The sequence below is a fragment of the uncultured Marinobacter sp. genome, from assembly GCF_913055835.1.
GTDB lineage: Bacteria > Pseudomonadota > Gammaproteobacteria > Pseudomonadales > Oleiphilaceae > Marinobacter.
On sequence record NZ_CAJXKQ010000054.1, the window covers coordinates 1 to 17,414 of the forward strand.

13 protein-coding genes are annotated in these 17,414 nt (G+C 56.9%); 2 read left to right on the forward strand and 11 right to left on the reverse strand.

Annotation, left to right across the window (positions count from 1 at the left end; translation table 11 throughout):
* The 9 genes from QZ534_RS18470 to sdhC all read right to left on the reverse strand — a co-directional run.
* The coding region (locus tag QZ534_RS18470; protein WP_296936740.1) for a CoA-binding protein at positions 1 to 458 on the reverse strand (458 nt) is incomplete at its 3' end.
* A complete protein-coding gene (gene sucC / locus QZ534_RS18475; protein ID WP_064228101.1) occupies positions 458 to 1,624 on the reverse strand; it encodes an ADP-forming succinate--CoA ligase subunit beta in 1,167 nt (388 codons plus the stop codon). The genes QZ534_RS18470 and sucC, both read right to left, overlap by 1 nt.
* A 36-nt stretch (positions 1,625 to 1,660) precedes the next feature.
* Positions 1,661 to 3,103, reverse strand: coding sequence for a dihydrolipoyl dehydrogenase (gene lpdA / locus QZ534_RS18480; RefSeq protein WP_296936743.1), 1,443 nt, complete (start codon positions 3,101 to 3,103; stop codon positions 1,661 to 1,663).
* Between the two features lie 35 nt (positions 3,104 to 3,138).
* Positions 3,139 to 4,368: a 2-oxoglutarate dehydrogenase complex dihydrolipoyllysine-residue succinyltransferase gene (gene odhB / locus QZ534_RS18485; RefSeq protein ID WP_296936745.1), complete on the reverse strand. Its 1,230-nt coding sequence runs from the start codon at positions 4,366 to 4,368 to the stop codon at positions 3,139 to 3,141.
* 25 nt (positions 4,369 to 4,393) lie between these two features.
* Positions 4,394 to 7,231, reverse strand: coding sequence for a 2-oxoglutarate dehydrogenase E1 component (locus QZ534_RS18490; RefSeq protein WP_296936747.1), 2,838 nt, complete (start codon positions 7,229 to 7,231; stop codon positions 4,394 to 4,396).
* 312 nt (positions 7,232 to 7,543) lie between these two features.
* The gene (locus QZ534_RS18495; protein WP_296936749.1) at positions 7,544 to 8,248 is read right to left on the reverse strand and encodes a succinate dehydrogenase iron-sulfur subunit; all 705 of its coding nucleotides are present in this window, start codon (positions 8,246 to 8,248) and stop codon (positions 7,544 to 7,546) included.
* A gap of 14 nt (positions 8,249 to 8,262) precedes the next feature.
* Positions 8,263 to 10,035, reverse strand: coding sequence for a succinate dehydrogenase flavoprotein subunit (sdhA, locus tag QZ534_RS18500; protein WP_296936751.1), 1,773 nt, complete (start codon positions 10,033 to 10,035; stop codon positions 8,263 to 8,265).
* A 3-nt stretch (positions 10,036 to 10,038) separates the two neighbouring features.
* Positions 10,039 to 10,383: a succinate dehydrogenase, hydrophobic membrane anchor protein gene (sdhD, locus tag QZ534_RS18505; RefSeq protein ID WP_296936753.1), complete on the reverse strand. Its 345-nt coding sequence runs from the start codon at positions 10,381 to 10,383 to the stop codon at positions 10,039 to 10,041.
* Positions 10,377 to 10,751: a succinate dehydrogenase, cytochrome b556 subunit gene (sdhC, locus tag QZ534_RS18510; RefSeq protein WP_064228094.1), complete on the reverse strand. Its 375-nt coding sequence runs from the start codon at positions 10,749 to 10,751 to the stop codon at positions 10,377 to 10,379. Before sdhC ends, sdhD begins: the two co-directional genes overlap by 7 nt.
* 642 nt (positions 10,752 to 11,393) lie before the next feature.
* On the opposite strand from sdhC, the gene gltA reads away from it, so the two are divergent.
* Together gltA and QZ534_RS18520 are read left to right on the forward strand one after the other, a co-directional pair.
* The gene (gene gltA, locus QZ534_RS18515) at positions 11,394 to 12,668 is read left to right on the forward strand and encodes a citrate synthase (protein ID WP_296936755.1); all 1,275 of its coding nucleotides are present in this window, start codon (positions 11,394 to 11,396) and stop codon (positions 12,666 to 12,668) included.
* 116 nt (positions 12,669 to 12,784) lie between these two features.
* Positions 12,785 to 13,657 carry an NAD(P)-dependent oxidoreductase gene (locus QZ534_RS18520; protein WP_296936757.1) on the forward strand — a complete coding sequence of 291 codons (873 nt, stop codon included), beginning with the start codon at positions 12,785 to 12,787 and terminating at the stop codon, positions 13,655 to 13,657.
* Positions 13,658 to 13,734: 77 nt separating this feature from the next.
* Here the strand turns inward: QZ534_RS18520 and topA are convergent, their stop codons facing one another.
* Together topA and QZ534_RS18530 are read right to left on the reverse strand one after the other, a co-directional pair.
* Entirely contained in the window at positions 13,735 to 16,377 is a 2,643-nt protein-coding gene (topA, locus tag QZ534_RS18525) for a type I DNA topoisomerase (RefSeq protein WP_296936760.1), read from the reverse strand.
* A gap of 272 nt (positions 16,378 to 16,649) precedes the next feature.
* Positions 16,650 to 17,414: acetyl-CoA C-acyltransferase (locus tag QZ534_RS18530; RefSeq protein ID WP_296936762.1), on the reverse strand; the 765-nt coding region annotated here is incomplete at its 5' end.

The following is a 17,414-nucleotide window of genomic DNA, read 5'->3' on the forward strand; positions in this document are numbered from 1 at the left end:
CGGGACACGATACCAACCTTGCCCTTCTTGTGGATGTGGCCAGGCATGATGCCGATCTTGCACTCGTCCGGAGTGATAACACCCGGGCAGTTGGGACCAATCATGCGAACGCCCTTGCGATCCACGTATTCCTTGGCGTACAGCATATCGATGGTCGGGATACCTTCAGTGATACAGACGATCAGCTGAATGCCGGCATCCGCCGCTTCGATAATAGCGTCTTTGCAGAACGGCGCCGGTACGTAGATAACGGTGGCTTCTGCGCCTGTTGCTTCAACGGCGTCACGCACGGTGTTGAACACCGGCAGGCCCAGATGCTCGGTGCCGCCCTTGCCGGGGCTTACGCCGCCAACCATCTTGGTGCCATAGGCAATCGCCTGCTCTGAGTGGAAGGTGCCCTGTGCGCCGGTAAAGCCCTGACAGATAACCTTGGTGTCTTTGTTAATCAGGATGCTCATTATTTACCCCCTGCGGCTTTAACAACTTGCTCTGCCGCATTCGACAGACTGGTAGCGGCAATGATGTTCAGGCCGCTATCGGCGAGTACCTGAGTACCCTTCTCCGCGTTGTTGCCTTCAAGGCGAACCACAACAGGAACCTTGACGCCGACTTCCTTCACGGCACCGATGATGCCCTCTGCAATCATGTCGCAACGAACGATGCCGCCGAAGATGTTGACCAGAACCGCCTTGACGTTGGAGTCAGACAGGATGATCTTGAATGCCTCGGAAACACGCTCCTTGGTTGCACCGCCACCAACGTCCAGGAAGTTGGCAGGCTGGCCACCGGACAGCTTGATGATGTCCATGGTGCCCATGGCCAGGCCGGCACCGTTGACCATACAGCCAATGTTGCCTTCCAGAGCCACATAGTTGAGCTCCCACTTGGCCGCTTCCGCTTCCCGGGAATCTTCCTGGGAGGGATCGTGCATTTCGTGGATCTTCTTCTGGCGATACAGCGCGTTACCGTCAACACCGACTTTGGCGTCCAGGCAATGCAGGTCACCGGCCGGGGTAATAACCAGCGGGTTGATCTCTACCAGTGCCAGATCGCACTCTTCGAACAGCTTGGCCAGGCCAATGAAAATCTTGGTGAACTGACCGATCTGCTTGCCTTCCAGGCCCAGCTTGAACGCAAGCTCGCGGCCCTGGTACGGCTGGGCGCCAACCAGTGGGTCGATTTCGGCTTTCAGGATCTTCTCGGGCGTCTCTTCGGCAACCTTCTCGATCTCGACACCGCCTTCGGTAGAGGCCATGAACACGATGCGACGGGTGCCACGGTCAACGACTGCACCCAGGTACAGTTCCTGGTCGATATCGGTGAGGGATTCAACCAGAATCTTGCTGACCGGCTGGCCGTTTTCGTCGGTCTGGTAGGTTACCAGGTTCTTGCCCAACCACTTCTCGGCAAACTCACGGATCTCGTCTTTGCTTTTAACCAGCTTAACGCCACCAGCCTTACCACGGCCGCCGGCGTGGACCTGGGCCTTCACTACCCAGCCATCGCCGCCGATTTCGTCAGCAGCTGCTACTGCTTCCTTGGGAGTATCACAGGCAATGCCTTTGGATACGGGCAGGCCATATTCAGCGAAAAGCTGCTTGCCCTGATATTCATGCAAATTCATAGTTAATGTCCCGAATTAAAAAATTCCTGGTTTGCGTTACTTCTTCTTGCGGCGGTTGGCGATATGGATCGCGCCACCACCGACGGCCAGAGCTGCTTCGTGCACGGACTCGGACAGAGTCGGATGTGCAAAGCAGGTCAGGGCCAGATCTTCGGCGCTGGAACCGAATTCCATGGCGATTACGCCCTGGGCAACGATTTCAGAGGCCTGGGGACCAACTACATGGAAACCGACAATGCGGTCAGTTTTTGCGTCGGCAATGATCTTGACCAGACCGGACGCCGAGTTTGCAGCCATGGCACGACCGTTGGCCGCAAACGGGAAGGTACCTACGTTGTACTCTTCACCTTCTGCCTTCATCTGCTCTTCGGTTTTGCCAACCCAGGCAACTTCCGGCGAGGTATAGATCACGTTGGGGATGCAGTCGTAGTTGACCTGGGGCTTGTGCCCGGCGATGCGCTCGGCCACCATGATGCCCTCTTCGGACGCCTTGTGGGCCAGCATCGGGCCACGGACCACGTCACCGATAGCCCAGACACCCGGGGCCTCGGTCTTGCAGTTGTCATCCACGAAGATGAAACCGCGCTCGTCCATCTGCACACCGGAATCCTCGGAAAGCAGGTTATCGGTGTACGGACGACGGCCAACGGCAACAATCAGCTTGTCAAACTTGGCTTCTTGCTTGCCCTTGGAGTCTTCATAGGTGACGTTGACCAGCTTGCGCTTGACTTCAGCGCCGGTCATGCGGGCACCCATGACGATGTTCAGACCCTGCTTCTGGAACTGTTTGAGTGCGTCCTTGGCAACCTGTTGGTCCACCGCCGGCAGGAAGGTATCCACCGCTTCAAGGACCGTCACCTCGGAGCCCAGACGCGCCCATACGCTGCCAAGCTCGAGGCCGATAACGCCGGCACCGATCACACCCAGACGCTTGGGCACTTCGGTGAACTCGAGGGCTCCCTCGGAATCCACGATGTACTCGCCATCGAACGGCGCGGGCGGAATCTGGATCGGCTTGGAGCCGGTGGCCAGAATGATGTTTTCGGCTTCGTAGGTCTTGGACTTGCCGTCCTTGTCAGTTACTTCCACTTTACGGTTGGCCAGCAATTTGCCGTGGCCGTGGATGGAGGTAACGCCGTTGGACTTGAACAGGCCGGCGATACCACCGGTCAGCTGCTTCACGATGCCAGCCTTGCGATCCATCATCTTGCCGATGTCCATCTTGACATCCTTGGCGATGATGCCCTGCATCTCGTAATCGTGAGTGGTTTCCTCGAACTTGTGGGAAATCTCCAGCAGCGCCTTGGAGGGAATACAGCCCACGTTCAGGCAGGTACCGCCCAACACCTGCGACTTGCCGTCTTCGGCGGTCCAGGATTCGACACACGCGGTCTTGAGACCCAGTTGGGCAGCCTTGATGGCGGCAACATAGCCGCCCGGGCCCGCACCAATGACAATGACGTCGTATTTATCAGACATAGTTAATCCCGTTTTCCGATACGTTTAAAGTCGACTCAGACGTCCAGCAGAATACGTGCCGGGTCTTCAAGCATTTCCTTGATCGCGACGAGGAACTGTACCGCTTCCTTGCCATCAATCATTCGGTGGTCATATGACAGCGCCAGGTACATCATCGGCAGAATTTCCACCTTGCCATTCACCGCCATCGGACGTTCCTGGATCTTGTGCATGCCCAGGATCGCTGTCTGCGGCGGGTTGAGAATCGGCGTAGAAATCAGCGAACCAAAGATGCCGCCGTTGGTAATGGTGAAGGTGCCTCCGGTCATGTCTTCAATGGCCAGCTTGCCCTCTTTCGCCTTGGTGCCGTACTCGACGATTTTCTTCTCGATGTCTGCCAGGCCCATGGCGTCGGAATCACGCAGAACCGGAACCACCAGGCCGCGATCGGTGGAAACCGCCACGCCGATATCCTGGTAACCGTGGTACACCATGTCGTTACCGTCGATGGAGGCATTCACCGCCGGGAAGCGCTTCAGGGCCTCGGTGGCCGCCTTGGTGAAGAACGACATGAAGCCCAGCTTGATGCCGTGACGCTTCACGAAGCTGTCCTGGTACTGCTTGCGCAGCTCCATGATGGGCGCCATGTTCACTTCGTTGAAGGTGGTCAGCATGGCCGCGGTCTGCTGCGCGTCCACAAGGCGCTTGGCGATGCTTGCACGCAGGCGGGTCATCGGGACGCGCTTTTCCGGGCGTTCACCCTGGGCAACGTTAACTTCCGGCATACCGGCTGCCGGCTTGGGTGCAGACGCACCATCAGATGACTTGGCGCTGTCCACGTGGTTCTGCACGTCTTCCTTGGTCACCCGGCCATCTTTGCCGGTACCCTTGATGCTGTTCGGATCGACGTTGTTTTCTTCGGCCAGCTTGCGGGCCGCCGGGCTCAGGATCGCCTCGCCGGAAGAGGCTTCGCTCTTGGCCTCTTCTTTCGGCGCCTCTTCCTTGCTCTCTTCTTGCTTGCCCTCGGCAGGCTTGGATTCGCCCTTGGCGCCTTCCTTGAACTTGCCGACTACCTCACCACTTTCAACGGTATCGCCTTCGTTCTTGATGATCTCTTCAATCACGCCGTCTGCCGGCGCAACAACCTCAAGAACGACCTTGTCGGTCTCGATATCGACAATCAGCTCGTCACGGGAGCAGGCTTCACCCGGCTGTTTGTGCCAGGTCGCGACAGTACCTTCCGCGACCGACTCCGGGAAAACGGGGGCTTTAATCTCAGTTGACATTACAGATCCTTAGTTCGGTAGCTCGTCAAATTTCAAACGCGTCGTTAACCAGTTTCTTCTGCTCTTCGATGTGGACCGACATATGGCCACAGGCAGGAGCAGCGGAAGCGTCACGACCGGCATACTGAAGGTACAGCTTGGGGTTCAGGCGGTGCAGCGCATTACGCATGTGATGCTGGCTGCAGTACCAGGCCCCCTGGTTCATCGGCTCTTCCTGACACCAGACCACGTGCTTGAGCTTGGTGTACTCGCTCAGCAGTTCGTCAAGATCGTCTCCGGGGAAAGGATACAGCTGTTCGATCCGGACAATGGCAACGTCATCACGCTCGTCCGATTTCTTCTTTTCAAGCAGGTCGAAATACACCTTGCCCGAGCACAGAATCAGACGGGTAACTTTCTTCGGATCGGACGGCTCTTTCTCCGGCAACACGGTCTTGAAGGTACCGGTGGTCAGATCATCAAGATCAGACGTCGCTTCCTTGTGCCGCAACAGGCTCTTGGGCGTGATGGCAACCAGAGGCTTGCGCAGCGGGCGCTTCACCTGGCGACGCAGCATATGGAATACCTGCGACGGCGTGGTCGGCACGCAGACCTGGATATTGTGCTCGGCGCTCAGCTGCAGGAAACGCTCAAGGCGTGCAGAGCTATGCTCCGGCCCCTGCCCTTCATAACCATGGGGCAGCAGGAGAGTCAGGCCGCAGAGGCGTCCCCACTTGTGCTCACCGCTGGTCAGGAACTGATCGATCACAACCTGGGCACCGTTGGCGAAATCGCCAAACTGTGCTTCCCAGACCACCAGACCATCAGGCGCAGTGGTCGCATAGCCGTACTCGAACGCCATGACGGCTTCTTCCGAGAGCAGCGAGTCGTAAATTTCGAATTTCGGCTGATCTTCCGACAATTGCTCCAGAGCAATATGGGTAGAGCCGTCTTTCTGGTTATGCAAAACCGCGTGACGGTGCGAGAAGGTGCCACGACCAACATCCTGACCGGTTATGCGGATCGGATGCCCTTCATTGAGCAGCGTCGCATAAGCCATGACTTCACCATAGCCCCAGTTGATGGGCAGTGCGCCGGCGGTCATTTTCTCGCGGTCGGAAACAATCTTGGAAACCTGACGCTGGATACTGAAACCCTCAGGGACCGAGGTCAGCTTCTTGCCCAGCTTCTGTATAGTCTTCAGCGCAACGCTGGACTTGCACTTCGCAGTCCATTCATGGCCGAGGTAAGGCGTCCAGTCAACGTAGAGCTCCTTGTTGGGCTCCTTGACCAGGGATTTGACCACGTGCTCGCCGTTGTCCAGGGCGTCACGGTAGTCGTTCTCCATCTGCTTGGCTTCTTCCTCGGTGATCACACCGGCTTCCACCAACTGGTCCACGTACAGGTTGCGGGTGGTCTTCAGCTTACGGATCTTCTCGTACATGACCGGCTGGGTTGCGGCCGGCTCATCCGCCTCGTTGTGGCCACGGCGACGATAGCAGACCAGATCGATCACTACGTCGTTCTTGAATTCGTTGCGGTAGTCCATGGCCATCTGGGTCACGAACATGACTGCTTCCGGGTCGTCCGCGTTCACGTGCAGGATCGGCGCCTGGATCATCTTCGCCACATCGGTACAGTATTCCGTGGACCGCGCGTCTTCCTGCTTGCTGGTGGTGAAACCAACCTGGTTGTTGATGACGATATGAATAGTGCCACCAACGCCGAAGCCGCGGGTCTGGGACATCTGGAAGGTTTCCATCACCACGCCCTGACCGGCAAACGCCGCGTCGCCGTGCATAATGATCGGCACCACCTTGCTGCCATCTTCGTCATTACGACGGGTTTGACGTGCCCGGACAGAACCCTCAACAACCGGTGACACAATTTCCAGGTGTGACGGGTTGAATGCCATCGCCAGGTGAACTTCGCCACCCGGGGTCATCACGTTGGAGGAGAAGCCCTGGTGATACTTCACGTCGCCGGAACCGGAATCGGCGAGCTTCTTACCTTCGAACTCATCGAAGAGTTCCCGTGGATTCTTGCCCAGGGTGTTGACCAGAACGTTAAGGCGGCCACGGTGAGCCATGCCCAGGACAATTTCCTTGGCCCCATAGGAACCGGCACGCTGAATCAGCTCGTCCAGACAGGGGATCAGACTCTCCCCGCCCTCGAGACCGAACCGCTTCACACCGGGGTAACGGGACCCCAGGTACTTTTCGAGGCCTTCGGCTGCGGTCAAACGCTCAAGGATGTGCTTACGGGTGTTGTTCTCGTAGGCAGGGCGGGAGCGAACCGGCTCCATGCGCTGTTGGAACCAGCGCTTGATGCGGGTATCGACCACATGCATGTATTCCGCGCCGATGCTTTCGCAATAGGTCTGGCGCAGGCCATCGACGATGTCCCCGAGCTTCATGGTCTCGGAGCCGAGGTTCAGGGAGCCGGTCTGGAATTCCAGATCCCGGTCTGAGTCCGATAGCTCATGGAATTCCGGGTCGAGGTCTTCGACCTTGGGCCGCTGCCATACGCCGAGCGGGTCCAGCTTGGCTTCCTGATGGCCGCGGAAGCGGTAAGCGTTAATCAGCTGGAGAACGCGAATCTGCTTTTTGTCTGCATCAGACGTGGCGCTGGCGGGAACACCGCCGCTGGCGAGAAAGCGCTGGTTTCGGGAAATGTGTTCAAACTGTTCGCGGATGGAAGAGTGGACAATGTCACGGCCCTTGTAGCCATCGACACTGGGAAGCTTATCGAAATAGCTGCGCCACTCTTCGGGAACGGCATTGGGGTCTGTCAGGTAGGTTTCAAAAAGCTGTTCAACATAGGCAAGATTTCCACCCTGAAGGTGGGAAGTCTGCCATAACTGCTCCATTATGCTTTCGTGCATCTTGAATAGCTCACCTTGGGCTGGTGCGGGGAGCCCGATATGGTCGGCCAGGGGTATTTCTCAGTCAATACGGGTTTTTACGGGATCGACTTTGGCCACCACACCCGACATGGATGTTTTCCATTCCCCGGTGGTTTTTATACTCAGCAAAACAGGGAGAAAACTTTATAAGTTCCCGCCACGGCTTGCGTAGTGTGCACCCGGGTAAGACTTTTGACTATAAGCCTTTGGTTGAAGGCCCCGCAAACTTGCGAGGCCTTCCGGGTACTAACCTGATCAGAACAGTATAGCGTCTGTCGCAAATCCTGCTGCTTAAGTAGCCCTTTGCAGCAGAAGATTCCGAATGTGGCCGATAGCCCTTGTGGGGTTCAGGCCTTTCGGGCAGACACTGACACAGTTCATGATGCCCCGGCAGCGGAAAACGCTGAACGGGTCATCAAGGCCGGCAAGTCGCTCGTCCTGCGCTGTATCCCGGCTGTCTGCCAGGAAGCGGTACGCCTGAAGCAGCCCTGCAGGACCAATGAACTTGTCAGGATTCCACCAGAACGACGGACAGGAGGTGGAACAGCAGGCACAGAGAATACACTCGTACAGGCCGTCCAGCTTCTGGCGATCCTCCGGAGACTGCAGCCGCTCGATCGCGGGCGCAGGCTTGTCGTTGATCAGGTACGGCATGACCTTCTCGTACTGCTTGTAGAACAGGCTCATGTCTACAACCAGATCACGAATAACAGGCAGACCCGGCAGTGGACGCAGAACCAGCTTGTCACCTTTCACTACCTGGGAGACAGGCGTGATACATGCCAGACCGTTCTTGCCGTTCATGTTCATGCCGTCAGAGCCACAAACGCCCTCCCGGCAGGAACGACGGTAGGCCATTGAAGGATCCCGCTCCTTGATCAGGTTCAGGACATCAAGAACCATGAGATCCTTGCCTTCCGGAATCTCGACATCCACGTCCTGCATATAGGGCGCGTTATCGGTCTCCGGGTTATAACGATAAAGGCTTACTAACATTTTCGGAGTCCCCCTTAGTAAGTCCGGACCTTCGGCTCGAACTTGTCCACCGTCTTCGGTGCGAAGTTCACATCACGCTTGCCCACGCGCTTCTCCAGCGGGAAGTACATGGAGTGCTTGAGCCAGTTTTCATCGTCACGCTCGGTGAAATCGTTCCTGGCGTGCGCACCACGGCTTTCCTTGCGCTCAATGGCGGAAATCGCGGTAGAAAGTGCAACCTCATAAAGGTTGTCGAGCTCAAGCGCTTCGATGCGTGCGGTGTTGAAGGCATTACTGGTATCGGCCAGTTTGGTGTTACGAACACGCTCACCGATAGCCTCGAGCTTCTTGAGGCCTTCTTCCATGCTCTTGCCGTCACGGAATACACCGAAGTAAAGCTGCATGCAGTTCTGGAGATCCTTGCGAACCTCTGCAACGCTCTCGCCTTCGGTGGCACTGTTCAGACGATCCAGCCGCGCCATTGCGCGCTTGATATCGTCTTCACTGGCGCCGTCCACTTCGAAGCCACCACGAAGCTGCTCTTCAATGTGAAGACCAGCAGCACGGCCAAACACAACCAGATCCAGCAGGGAGTTGCCACCCAGACGGTTGGCACCATGGACAGATACACAAGCCGCTTCGCCACAGGCGAACAGCCCGGGGATCGGCTTGTCTTTTCCGTTTTCATCCTGGGTCAGAGCCTGGCCGCCAACGTTGGTCGGGATACCGCCCATCATGTAGTGACAGGTCGGCACGACCGGGATCGGCTCTTTCACAGGATCAACGTGCGCAAATGTACGGGACAGCTCACAGATGCCCGGCAGACGCAGGTTCAGGGTTTCTTCACCCAGGTGATCAAGCTTCAGCAGAACGTGATCCTTGTCGGGGCCACAGCCGCGACCTTCCAGGATCTCGATGACCATGGCCCGGGCGACAACGTCCCGACCGGCCAGATCCTTCGCGTTCGGAGCGTAGCGCTCCATGAACCGCTCACCTTCGGAGTTGATCAGGTAACCACCCTCACCCCGGCACCCTTCGGTTACCAGCGTACCGGCACCGTAGATTCCGGTCGGATGGAACTGCCACATCTCCATGTCCTGCATCGGGAAGCCGGCGCGGAGCGCCATGCCGATACCGTCGCCGGTATTAATGAGGGCGTTGGTTGTGGACGCGTAGATGCGCCCTGCACCACCAGTGGCCAGAACGGTTGCCTTGGACTTGATGTAGGCAACTTCGCCAGTCTCCACCTCGATGGCAACAACACCGACAACCTCGTCCTTGCTGTTCTTGACGAGATCTACCGCGTACCACTCGTTGAGGAACGTGGTACCGCCCTTGATGTTGGCCTGGTAGAGGGTATGAAGGAGCGCGTGGCCGGTACGGTCAGCTGCGGCGCAGGTACGGGCAGCCTGGGTCGGATTGTCCGGCCCCTTGGACTGACCACCGAAAGGACGCTGATAGATGCGACCCTGCTCGGTACGAGAGAAAGGCAGGCCCATGTGCTCAAGCTCGAATACCGCCTGAGGACCCACGGAACACATGTACTCGACGGCATCCTGGTCGGCGATGTAGTCCGAGCCTTTTACCGTGTCATACATGTGCCAGCGCCAGTCGTCATTCGGATCAGCACTGGCGATCGCACAGGTGATACCACCCTGGGCCGAGACCGTATGAGACCGCGTGGGGAAAACCTTGGTGATACACGCGGTATTGACGCCGGATTCGGTCAGTTGAAGCGCGGCACGCATGCCGGACCCGCCACCGCCGATAACAATCGCGTCAAAGGACATGGTCTTGATATTAGCCATCGATTAAAGCCCCCAAAAAATCTGAATGCCCCAAACCACATATACGAACATGGTCAGCCCACAAGCTGCCTGCACGATAAACCTCGGACCCATGGCCTTGATGTAGTCCGTGGTCACCGTCCAGAGCCCTACCCAGGCGTGAGCACCAATTGACAGCAACGCCATCAGGGTAAAGATACGGAACCAGGTCTGGTCAAACAGGGCGTTCCAGGATTCGTAGTTGACATCGGAGGTCAACATGTAACCGAGCAGGAAAATTGTATATAAAGCAAGTACGTAGGCGGTTACCCGCTGGATCAGCCAGTCATAGACACCACTGCGACCCAGGTTCGTGACACTGTTTACCATACCCAGACTCCTGCCAGAACGATGAGAATGACGGAAACCACAATCGTGATCTTCGAGGCGAGGCGGCCGCTTTCGAGCTCTTCACCAATGCCCATATCCATGAACAGGTGCTTGATACCCGCAACCAGGTGGTACAACAGAGCAGACAAGATGCCCCAGATAATCAGCTTGGCAAGGAAGCTGTCCAGCAGTTCATTCACACGACTGAAGCCCTCTTCCCCGGACAGGGAAAGCTGAAGCCCGTAAAGCAGGAACGCAACACCAACAAAAATGATGATGCCGCTGATACGGTGCAATATGGACGTAATGGCTGGCAGCGGAAAATGAAACTTGCCGAGATCGAGATTTACTGGTCGTTTGCTATTCACAGCGCTCTCACACTCTCTCTTGGTTCCGCGGGACCGGAAAACCGGGTGCGGATGGTTGGTATGTAAGGATCGGCGTGCTGATACGAAACCGGCACACGATTGGCTCAGAAGGGAGGAAACCTAACCGGCAACCCGCCATTTACAGGTAGCGGGAGAAGGTTTATCCCCGATTCCGGGCTAGGGATTATAAGGAGTAGCCTAACCAATTACAAACCTGCAACATCGCCCAGGCCGCGTATTTCAGGGGGTTAAGCCAGCTATAAGGATGATTGACAAATCCTTTTCTTTGCCCAGTCCTTTGTTATTCGGGATATCCCTCATTTACAAGGAATGTCAAATTCCGGCTTTTCCCGACTCTTCCATTGACAAAAAAAGCCAACGCCCTATATTTTGCCGCCAGTTTTGCGATAATACGCGCCTTCCAGGAGTCTGCGCGGTAGAAATCGCACCAGGCGAGATCGTCTCGCTTTGAGGCCATTTTGACGGTCATTTGAGGCGCATAGTGGTTCTATGTAACGAAAATGAGCGCTTGAAAGGGACCAAAGCGAGGCGGTCGCAGCGGTGCGACTTTCTACCGCGCAGATTCCAAGCGCATCTATAACTGTAGATAAAGCTGTCAAAGCTGATAAATAGGAGAGCACCATGACCGACAGGAAAGCCACGCTCTCGGTGGGGGACAAGTCCATTGAGCTACCGATTTATTCCGGCACCGTCGGCCCTGACGTTATCGACGTACGAGGCCTAGTCCAGGAAGGCGTTTTTACATACGATCCCGGATTCGTATCCACAGCAGCCTGCGAATCGGCCATTACCTACATCGACGGTGCAAATGGCGTTCTCCTGCACCGCGGCTACCCGATTGAACAGCTCGCCGAACATTCCGACTACCTTGAAGTCTGCTATCTCCTGCTTCACGGTGAGCTTCCAAGCGCCGAGGAAAACAAGCGGTTCCACGACACCATCAAGAACCACACCATGCTGCACGACCAGATGCGGAACTTCTTCCAGGGCTTCCGTCGTGACGCGCACCCGATGGCCATCATGTGCGGCGTTGTGGGCGCTCTGTCGGCGTTCTACCATGACCAGATGGACGTTACCAATCAGGAACAGCGTGAAATTACCGCGCACCGCCTGGTCGCCAAGATGCCTACGATTGCAGCCTGGTGTTACAAGTACAGCATCGGCCAGCCGTTCATGTACCCGCGTAACGACCTCTCGTATTCCGAGAACTTCCTGCAGATGATGTTTGGCGTTCCCTGTGAGGAATACAAGCCGAACCCGATCCTGGCCAAGGCCATGGACAAGATCTTCATCCTGCACGCAGACCACGAACAGAATGCCTCTACATCCACTGTGCGTCTGGCCGGCTCCACCGGCGCCAACCCCTATGCCTGTATCGCCTCCGGCATTGCCGCCCTCTGGGGCCCCGCGCACGGCGGCGCGAACGAAGCGGTTCTGGACATGCTGGCCGAGATCGGCGACGAGTCCAACATCGAGAAGTTCATTGCCAAGGCCAAGGATAAAGACGATCCGTTCCGCCTGATGGGCTTTGGACACCGGGTTTACAAGAACTTCGATCCGCGCGCCAAGGTAATGGCAGAAACCGCTCACGAGGTTCTGACCGAGCTGGGCCTGGAGAACGATCCGCTGCTGAAGATTGCCCAGCGCCTTGAGAAGATCGCACTGGAAGACGAATACTTCGTCAAACGCAAGCTGTACCCGAATGTGGACTTCTATTCCGGCCTGATCCTGAAGGCCATCGGAATTCCCACTTCAATGTTCACGGTTATCTTCGCCCTGTCGCGGACCATTGGCTGGTTCTCCCACTGGAACGAAATGGTCAGCGGCGACTACCGCATCGGCCGTCCGCGCCAGCTCTACACTGGCTCGGATTCACGGGATTACCCGACGAAGTAAGTTCAATTTCTCGGGCAAGGCACTCAAAGGCCGCTGATTCAGCGGCCTTTTTTATTGCATGCCGCCCTGCTCTTCTGTGCTAAGTTAAACCGACAAAAACATAAGAGGAGAAAGCAATGACTACAGCAGCGTTTATCGGTCTCGGCGTCATGGGCTACCCGATGGCCGGCCACCTCGCCAGCGCGGGCTACAATGTGCGGGTCTGGAACCGGACATCCGCGAAAGCGGAGCAATGGGCCAGCGAATATCGGGGCACTGCGTGTAAAACCATTGCCGAAGCCGTCGAGGGTGCCGATTACGTGATGACCTGCGTAGGCGCGGACAAGGATCTGGTCGAGGTCTTTCAGGGCGAGGACGGCATCATTGCCAAGGCGCCGGAAGGTGCCATTCTGATAGACCACACCACGGCCTCCGCGGGTATCGCAGAGCGTCTGTCCGCCGCCGCTGCAGAACGGAACCAGGCCTTTATCGATGCTCCGGTGTCTGGTGGCCAGCAAGGCGCTGAGAACGGCAAGCTCACCGTGATGTGCGGTGGTCCAGAGTCGGCATTTACCAAGGCCAAGCCGGTGATGGACCACTATGGCCGGGCTGTTACGCTGATGGGCCCGGTGGGTAGCGGACAGAAGACCAAGATGGTCAACCAGATTGCCATTGCCGGCCTGGTCCAGGGGCTGTCAGAGGCCCTGCACTTTGCCGAGCAGGCAGGCATGGACGTGGAAAAGGTGGTGGATGTGATTTCCAAGGGTGCCGCGCAGTCCTGGCAGATGGAGAACCGCTCGGGAACCATGATTGCCGGCGAGTTCAATCACGGCTTTGCCGTGGACTGGATGCGCAAGGATCTGGGCTTCTGCCTTGATGAGGCCCGCAAGATCAATGCCTCGTTACCCGTAACGGCGCTGGTGGACCAGTTCTACGCAGACGTTCAGTCCATGGGTGGAAACCGCTGGGATACGTCATCGCTGATCCAGCGGTTGCGAAAGTTCCGATAGTCGGGAGCAATCAGGTAAATGCGGGGTCAGAAAAATGCGTTCCTCTGACCCCACCTTTTCGCTCTGGCCCGCCCTGATTACTTTTTCTTGTCCTGCGGCTGCCACTTCCCGTTCACATACCACGCCGACCAGCCCGTCGCCTTACCGTCTTTCTCGGACATGACGTACTGCTCCTTGCTCTTGCGGCTGTATCGGATCACTGTCGGGTTGCCCTCTGGATCCCGTTCTGGCGCATCCATCAGGTAATCGTACTTCGGATCGATTTCCTTCCGGTGCGGCTTGACCTCCATTACGAGGGGCGGACGTGTTTCCCGGTTCTTCGGGAATTTGCTGGCGGCCAGGAACAGACCAGAGGCTCCGTCCCGAAGCACGTAGGTGTCATCCACTTTCTGGCACTGGAGCTCCGGCATAGGCACCGGGTCCATCTTGGGCGGGGCTGGCTCGCCATTTTTCAGCAGCTTACGGGTATTCTTGCACTCGGCATTGGTACAACCGAAGTATTTTCCGAAACGACCCGTTTTCAGTTGCATCTCGGAACCGCACTTATCGCACTCCAGAGTCGGGCCGTCGTAGCCTTTGATGCGGAACGTGCCCTTCTCAACTTCATAGCCTGAGCAATCAGGGTTGTTACCACAGACATGCAACTTGCGGGTTTCGTCAACAAGGTAACTGTCCATGGCAGTGCCACACTTGGGACAGCGCCGCTTCTTGCGCAGCAGACGGGTTTCACCCTCGCCTTCGACATCATCGTCAGCGCTGACGACTTCGTCGCCGGAAACCAGGTTGATGGTGGTCTTGCAACGCTCCTTCGGTGGCAATGAATAACCGGAGCAGCCCAGGAAGACACCGGTACTGGCCACACGAATCTGCATATTCCGGCCACAGCTCGGGCATGGAATATCCGTTTCAGTGGGCGTATTGGCTCGCATGCCGCCGTCTTCGCCGCTCTCGGCTTTTTCCAGCTGCTGCCGGAACCGCCCATAAAAATCATTCAGGACTTTTTTCCACTCGACATCGCCTTCGGCAATCTCATCGAGCTCATCTTCCATTTTCGCGGTAAAGTCGAAGTCCATCAGATTCGGGAAAGACTCCGACAAACGCTCGGTAACAATCTCACCCATCTTCTCGGCATAGAAGCGGCGGTTCTGCAGTCGCACGTAGCCCCGATCCTGGATCGTGGAGATAATCGAGGCGTAGGTCGACGGCCGGCCAATACCCTGCTTCTCGAGCTCTTTAACCAGACTGGCCTCGGTGTATCTCGGCGCTGGCTTGGTAAAGTGCTGACTCGGGTCGAGCTTTTTCAGATCGAGAACTTCATCGACCTGGATATCAGGCAGAGCAATGTCTTCATCTTTCTTGGCGGCCTGGGGCGCGGCTTTCAGGAAACCGTCAAACTTGATGATCCGGCCCCGGGTGCGCAGCTCGTAATCGCCGTTGGCAACCACAATTGAGGTGCTCAGGAACTCTGCATCCGACATCTGACAGGCGATGAACTGGCGCCAGATCAGGTCGTACAGCTTCTCGGCATCCTTCTCAAGGCCGCTGATATTGGCCGGACGACGGCTCACTTCGGTCGGGCGAATGGCCTCGTGAGCCTCCTGGGCACCCTCTTTGCTTCCGTATACGCGAGGCTTCTCGGGCAGGTACTTGTCGCCAAATTGCTTCTGAATAAAGGTGCGGCAGCTGTTGATTGCATCCTGACTCAGGTTGGTGGAGTCGGTACGCATGTAGGTAATAAAACCGGCCTCATACAGGCGCTGGGCCAACATCATGGTCTTCTTGACGCTGAACCCCATCCGGTTACTGGCAGCCTGCTGCAGAGTGGACGTAATAAAAGGCGCCGAAGGCCGCGAACGCGTTGGCTTGTCTTCCCGCTTGGCAACCTTGAAAGCGCCCGCCTTAAGGCGGTTGACGTGCTCTGTACTCTGCTGCTCATTGACCGGACGGTAAGGCTTGTCATCATGACGGGTCACTTCAAACCGAACCGGCTGATCAGCCTTGGCAGACGCGAGATCGGCGTGTAACTGCCAGAATTCTTCCGGAACAAATTTCCGGATTTCTCTTTCACGCTCCACAATCAGCCGCACGGCTACTGACTGCACACGGCCGGCAGACAGGCCTCGGGCGATCTTGGCCCACAGCAGCGGTGACACCATATAGCCGACAACCCGATCCAGAAAACGTCGGGCCTGCTGGGCGTTCACCCGGTTATTGTCAAGATTGCCAGGGTCCTTGAAGGCTTCCTGAATAGCACGCTTGGTAATCTCGTTGAACACCACGCGTCGGTATTTCTCCGGCTCCCCGCCGATGGTTTGCTGAAGGTGCCAGGCGATAGCCTCCCCTTCACGGTCCAAATCCGTTGCCAGATAGATATGGTCTGCAGACTTGGCCAGACGCTTGAGCTCGCTGACCACCTTTTCCTTGCCGGGCAGGATCTCGTAACGTGCGCTCCAATCGTGATCCGGGTCGACACCCATCCGGGCGACCAGCTGTTCACGGGCCTTGCGTTTCTTGTGCGCGGCCTTTTCCTCAGGGCTCATCTTCCGGGTGATAGCCGCCTGTTTGGCACGCTCCTTCGGATCGGACTGGGATCCGCTACCACTGACGGGAAGATCACGAATATGCCCGACGCTCGATTTGACAATAAAGTCAGAGCCCAGGTACTTGTTGATGGTCTTCGCTTTCGCTGGTGACTCGACAATTACGAGACTTTTACCCATATCGGAGTTCTGTATCCTTGGCGATAAATCGGACAATTGATCAGCAAACCGTAAACTCGCTGTAAAATCAGTCGGCTAGAAAACACACATACGCCGCCAATCTGTATAGGCTCACTGTTTTACAGGGTCAAGAATAGCAAGACAACCCATTCTTTGGTTTCAGTCCTGCTTTTTTTCACATTCGGGAAGCCTGCCCAGGCTACCGGTTGAAACAGAAAGGCCCGGCATTTGCCGGGCCTTCTGAAACCGCGTACTGCAACCCGCTTAACGGATTACAGACGCTCCCAGACCGTCGCAATGCCCTGGCCCAGACCGATACACATGGTGGAAACACCAAGCTTACCGCCTTTGGCCTGCATCACATTCAGCAGGGTTGTGGAAATACGTGCACCGGAACAGCCCAGCGGATGGCCAAGGGCAATCGCGCCGCCGTTCAGGTTTACTTTTTCTTCCATAACGCCCAGCAGCTTCAGGTCCTTGAGGACAGGCAGCGACTGGCCGGCAAAGGCTTCATTCAGTTCCCAGAAGTCGATATCCTCAACTTTCAGGCCTGCACGCTTGAGCGCCTTCTTGGTAGCCGGAACCGGGCCGTAGCCCATGATCGCGGGATCGCAGCCGGCAACGGCCATACTGCGGATCTTGGCAATCGGCTTCAGGCCAAGTGCTTCCGCCCGCTCCGCAGACATCAGTACCATGGCAGCGGCACCGTCAGTCAGCTGGGAGGAAGTACCGGCAGTCACGGTGCCGTTCTTCGGATCGAACGCCGGCTTGAGCTGGCTCAGGGACTCGGCCGTGGTCTCCGGACGAATGGTCTCGTCCTGCTCGATCAGCACCTTGAAGCCGTTCTCGTCGTGACCTTCAATGGGCACGATTTCGTTCTTGAAACGGCCTTCTACAGTCGCTTCGTGGGCCAGGCGGTGGGAGCGAGCGCCGAACTCGTCCTGCTGCTCACGGGTAATTCCGTGCATCTTGGCCAGCATTTCCGCGGTCAGGCCCATCATGTTGGACGCTTTGGCGGAGTACTTGGATGCAGCCGG

Excerpts from the sequence above, each read along its gene's own strand:
- sdhD (WP_296936753.1), bottom strand. The coding sequence starts at position 10,383 with ATGGTAAACAGTGTCACGAACCTGGGTCGCAGTGGTGTCTATGACTGG.
- sdhA (WP_296936751.1), bottom strand. The coding sequence starts at position 10,035 with ATGGCTAATATCAAGACCATGTCCTTTGACGCGATTGTTATCGGCGGT.
- QZ534_RS18495 (WP_296936749.1), bottom strand. The coding sequence starts at position 8,248 with ATGTTAGTAAGCCTTTATCGTTATAACCCGGAGACCGATAACGCGCCC.
- odhB (WP_296936745.1), bottom strand. The coding sequence starts at position 4,368 with ATGTCAACTGAGATTAAAGCCCCCGTTTTCCCGGAGTCGGTCGCGGAA.
- QZ534_RS18490 (WP_296936747.1), bottom strand. The coding sequence starts at position 7,231 with ATGCACGAAAGCATAATGGAGCAGTTATGGCAGACTTCCCACCTTCAG.
- QZ534_RS18520 (WP_296936757.1), top strand. The coding sequence starts at position 12,785 with ATGACTACAGCAGCGTTTATCGGTCTCGGCGTCATGGGCTACCCGATG.
- sucC (WP_064228101.1), bottom strand. The coding sequence starts at position 1,624 with ATGAATTTGCATGAATATCAGGGCAAGCAGCTTTTCGCTGAATATGGC.
- lpdA (WP_296936743.1), bottom strand. The coding sequence starts at position 3,103 with ATGTCTGATAAATACGACGTCATTGTCATTGGTGCGGGCCCGGGCGGC.
- topA (WP_296936760.1), bottom strand. The coding sequence starts at position 16,377 with ATGGGTAAAAGTCTCGTAATTGTCGAGTCACCAGCGAAAGCGAAGACC.
- gltA (WP_296936755.1), top strand. The coding sequence starts at position 11,394 with ATGACCGACAGGAAAGCCACGCTCTCGGTGGGGGACAAGTCCATTGAG.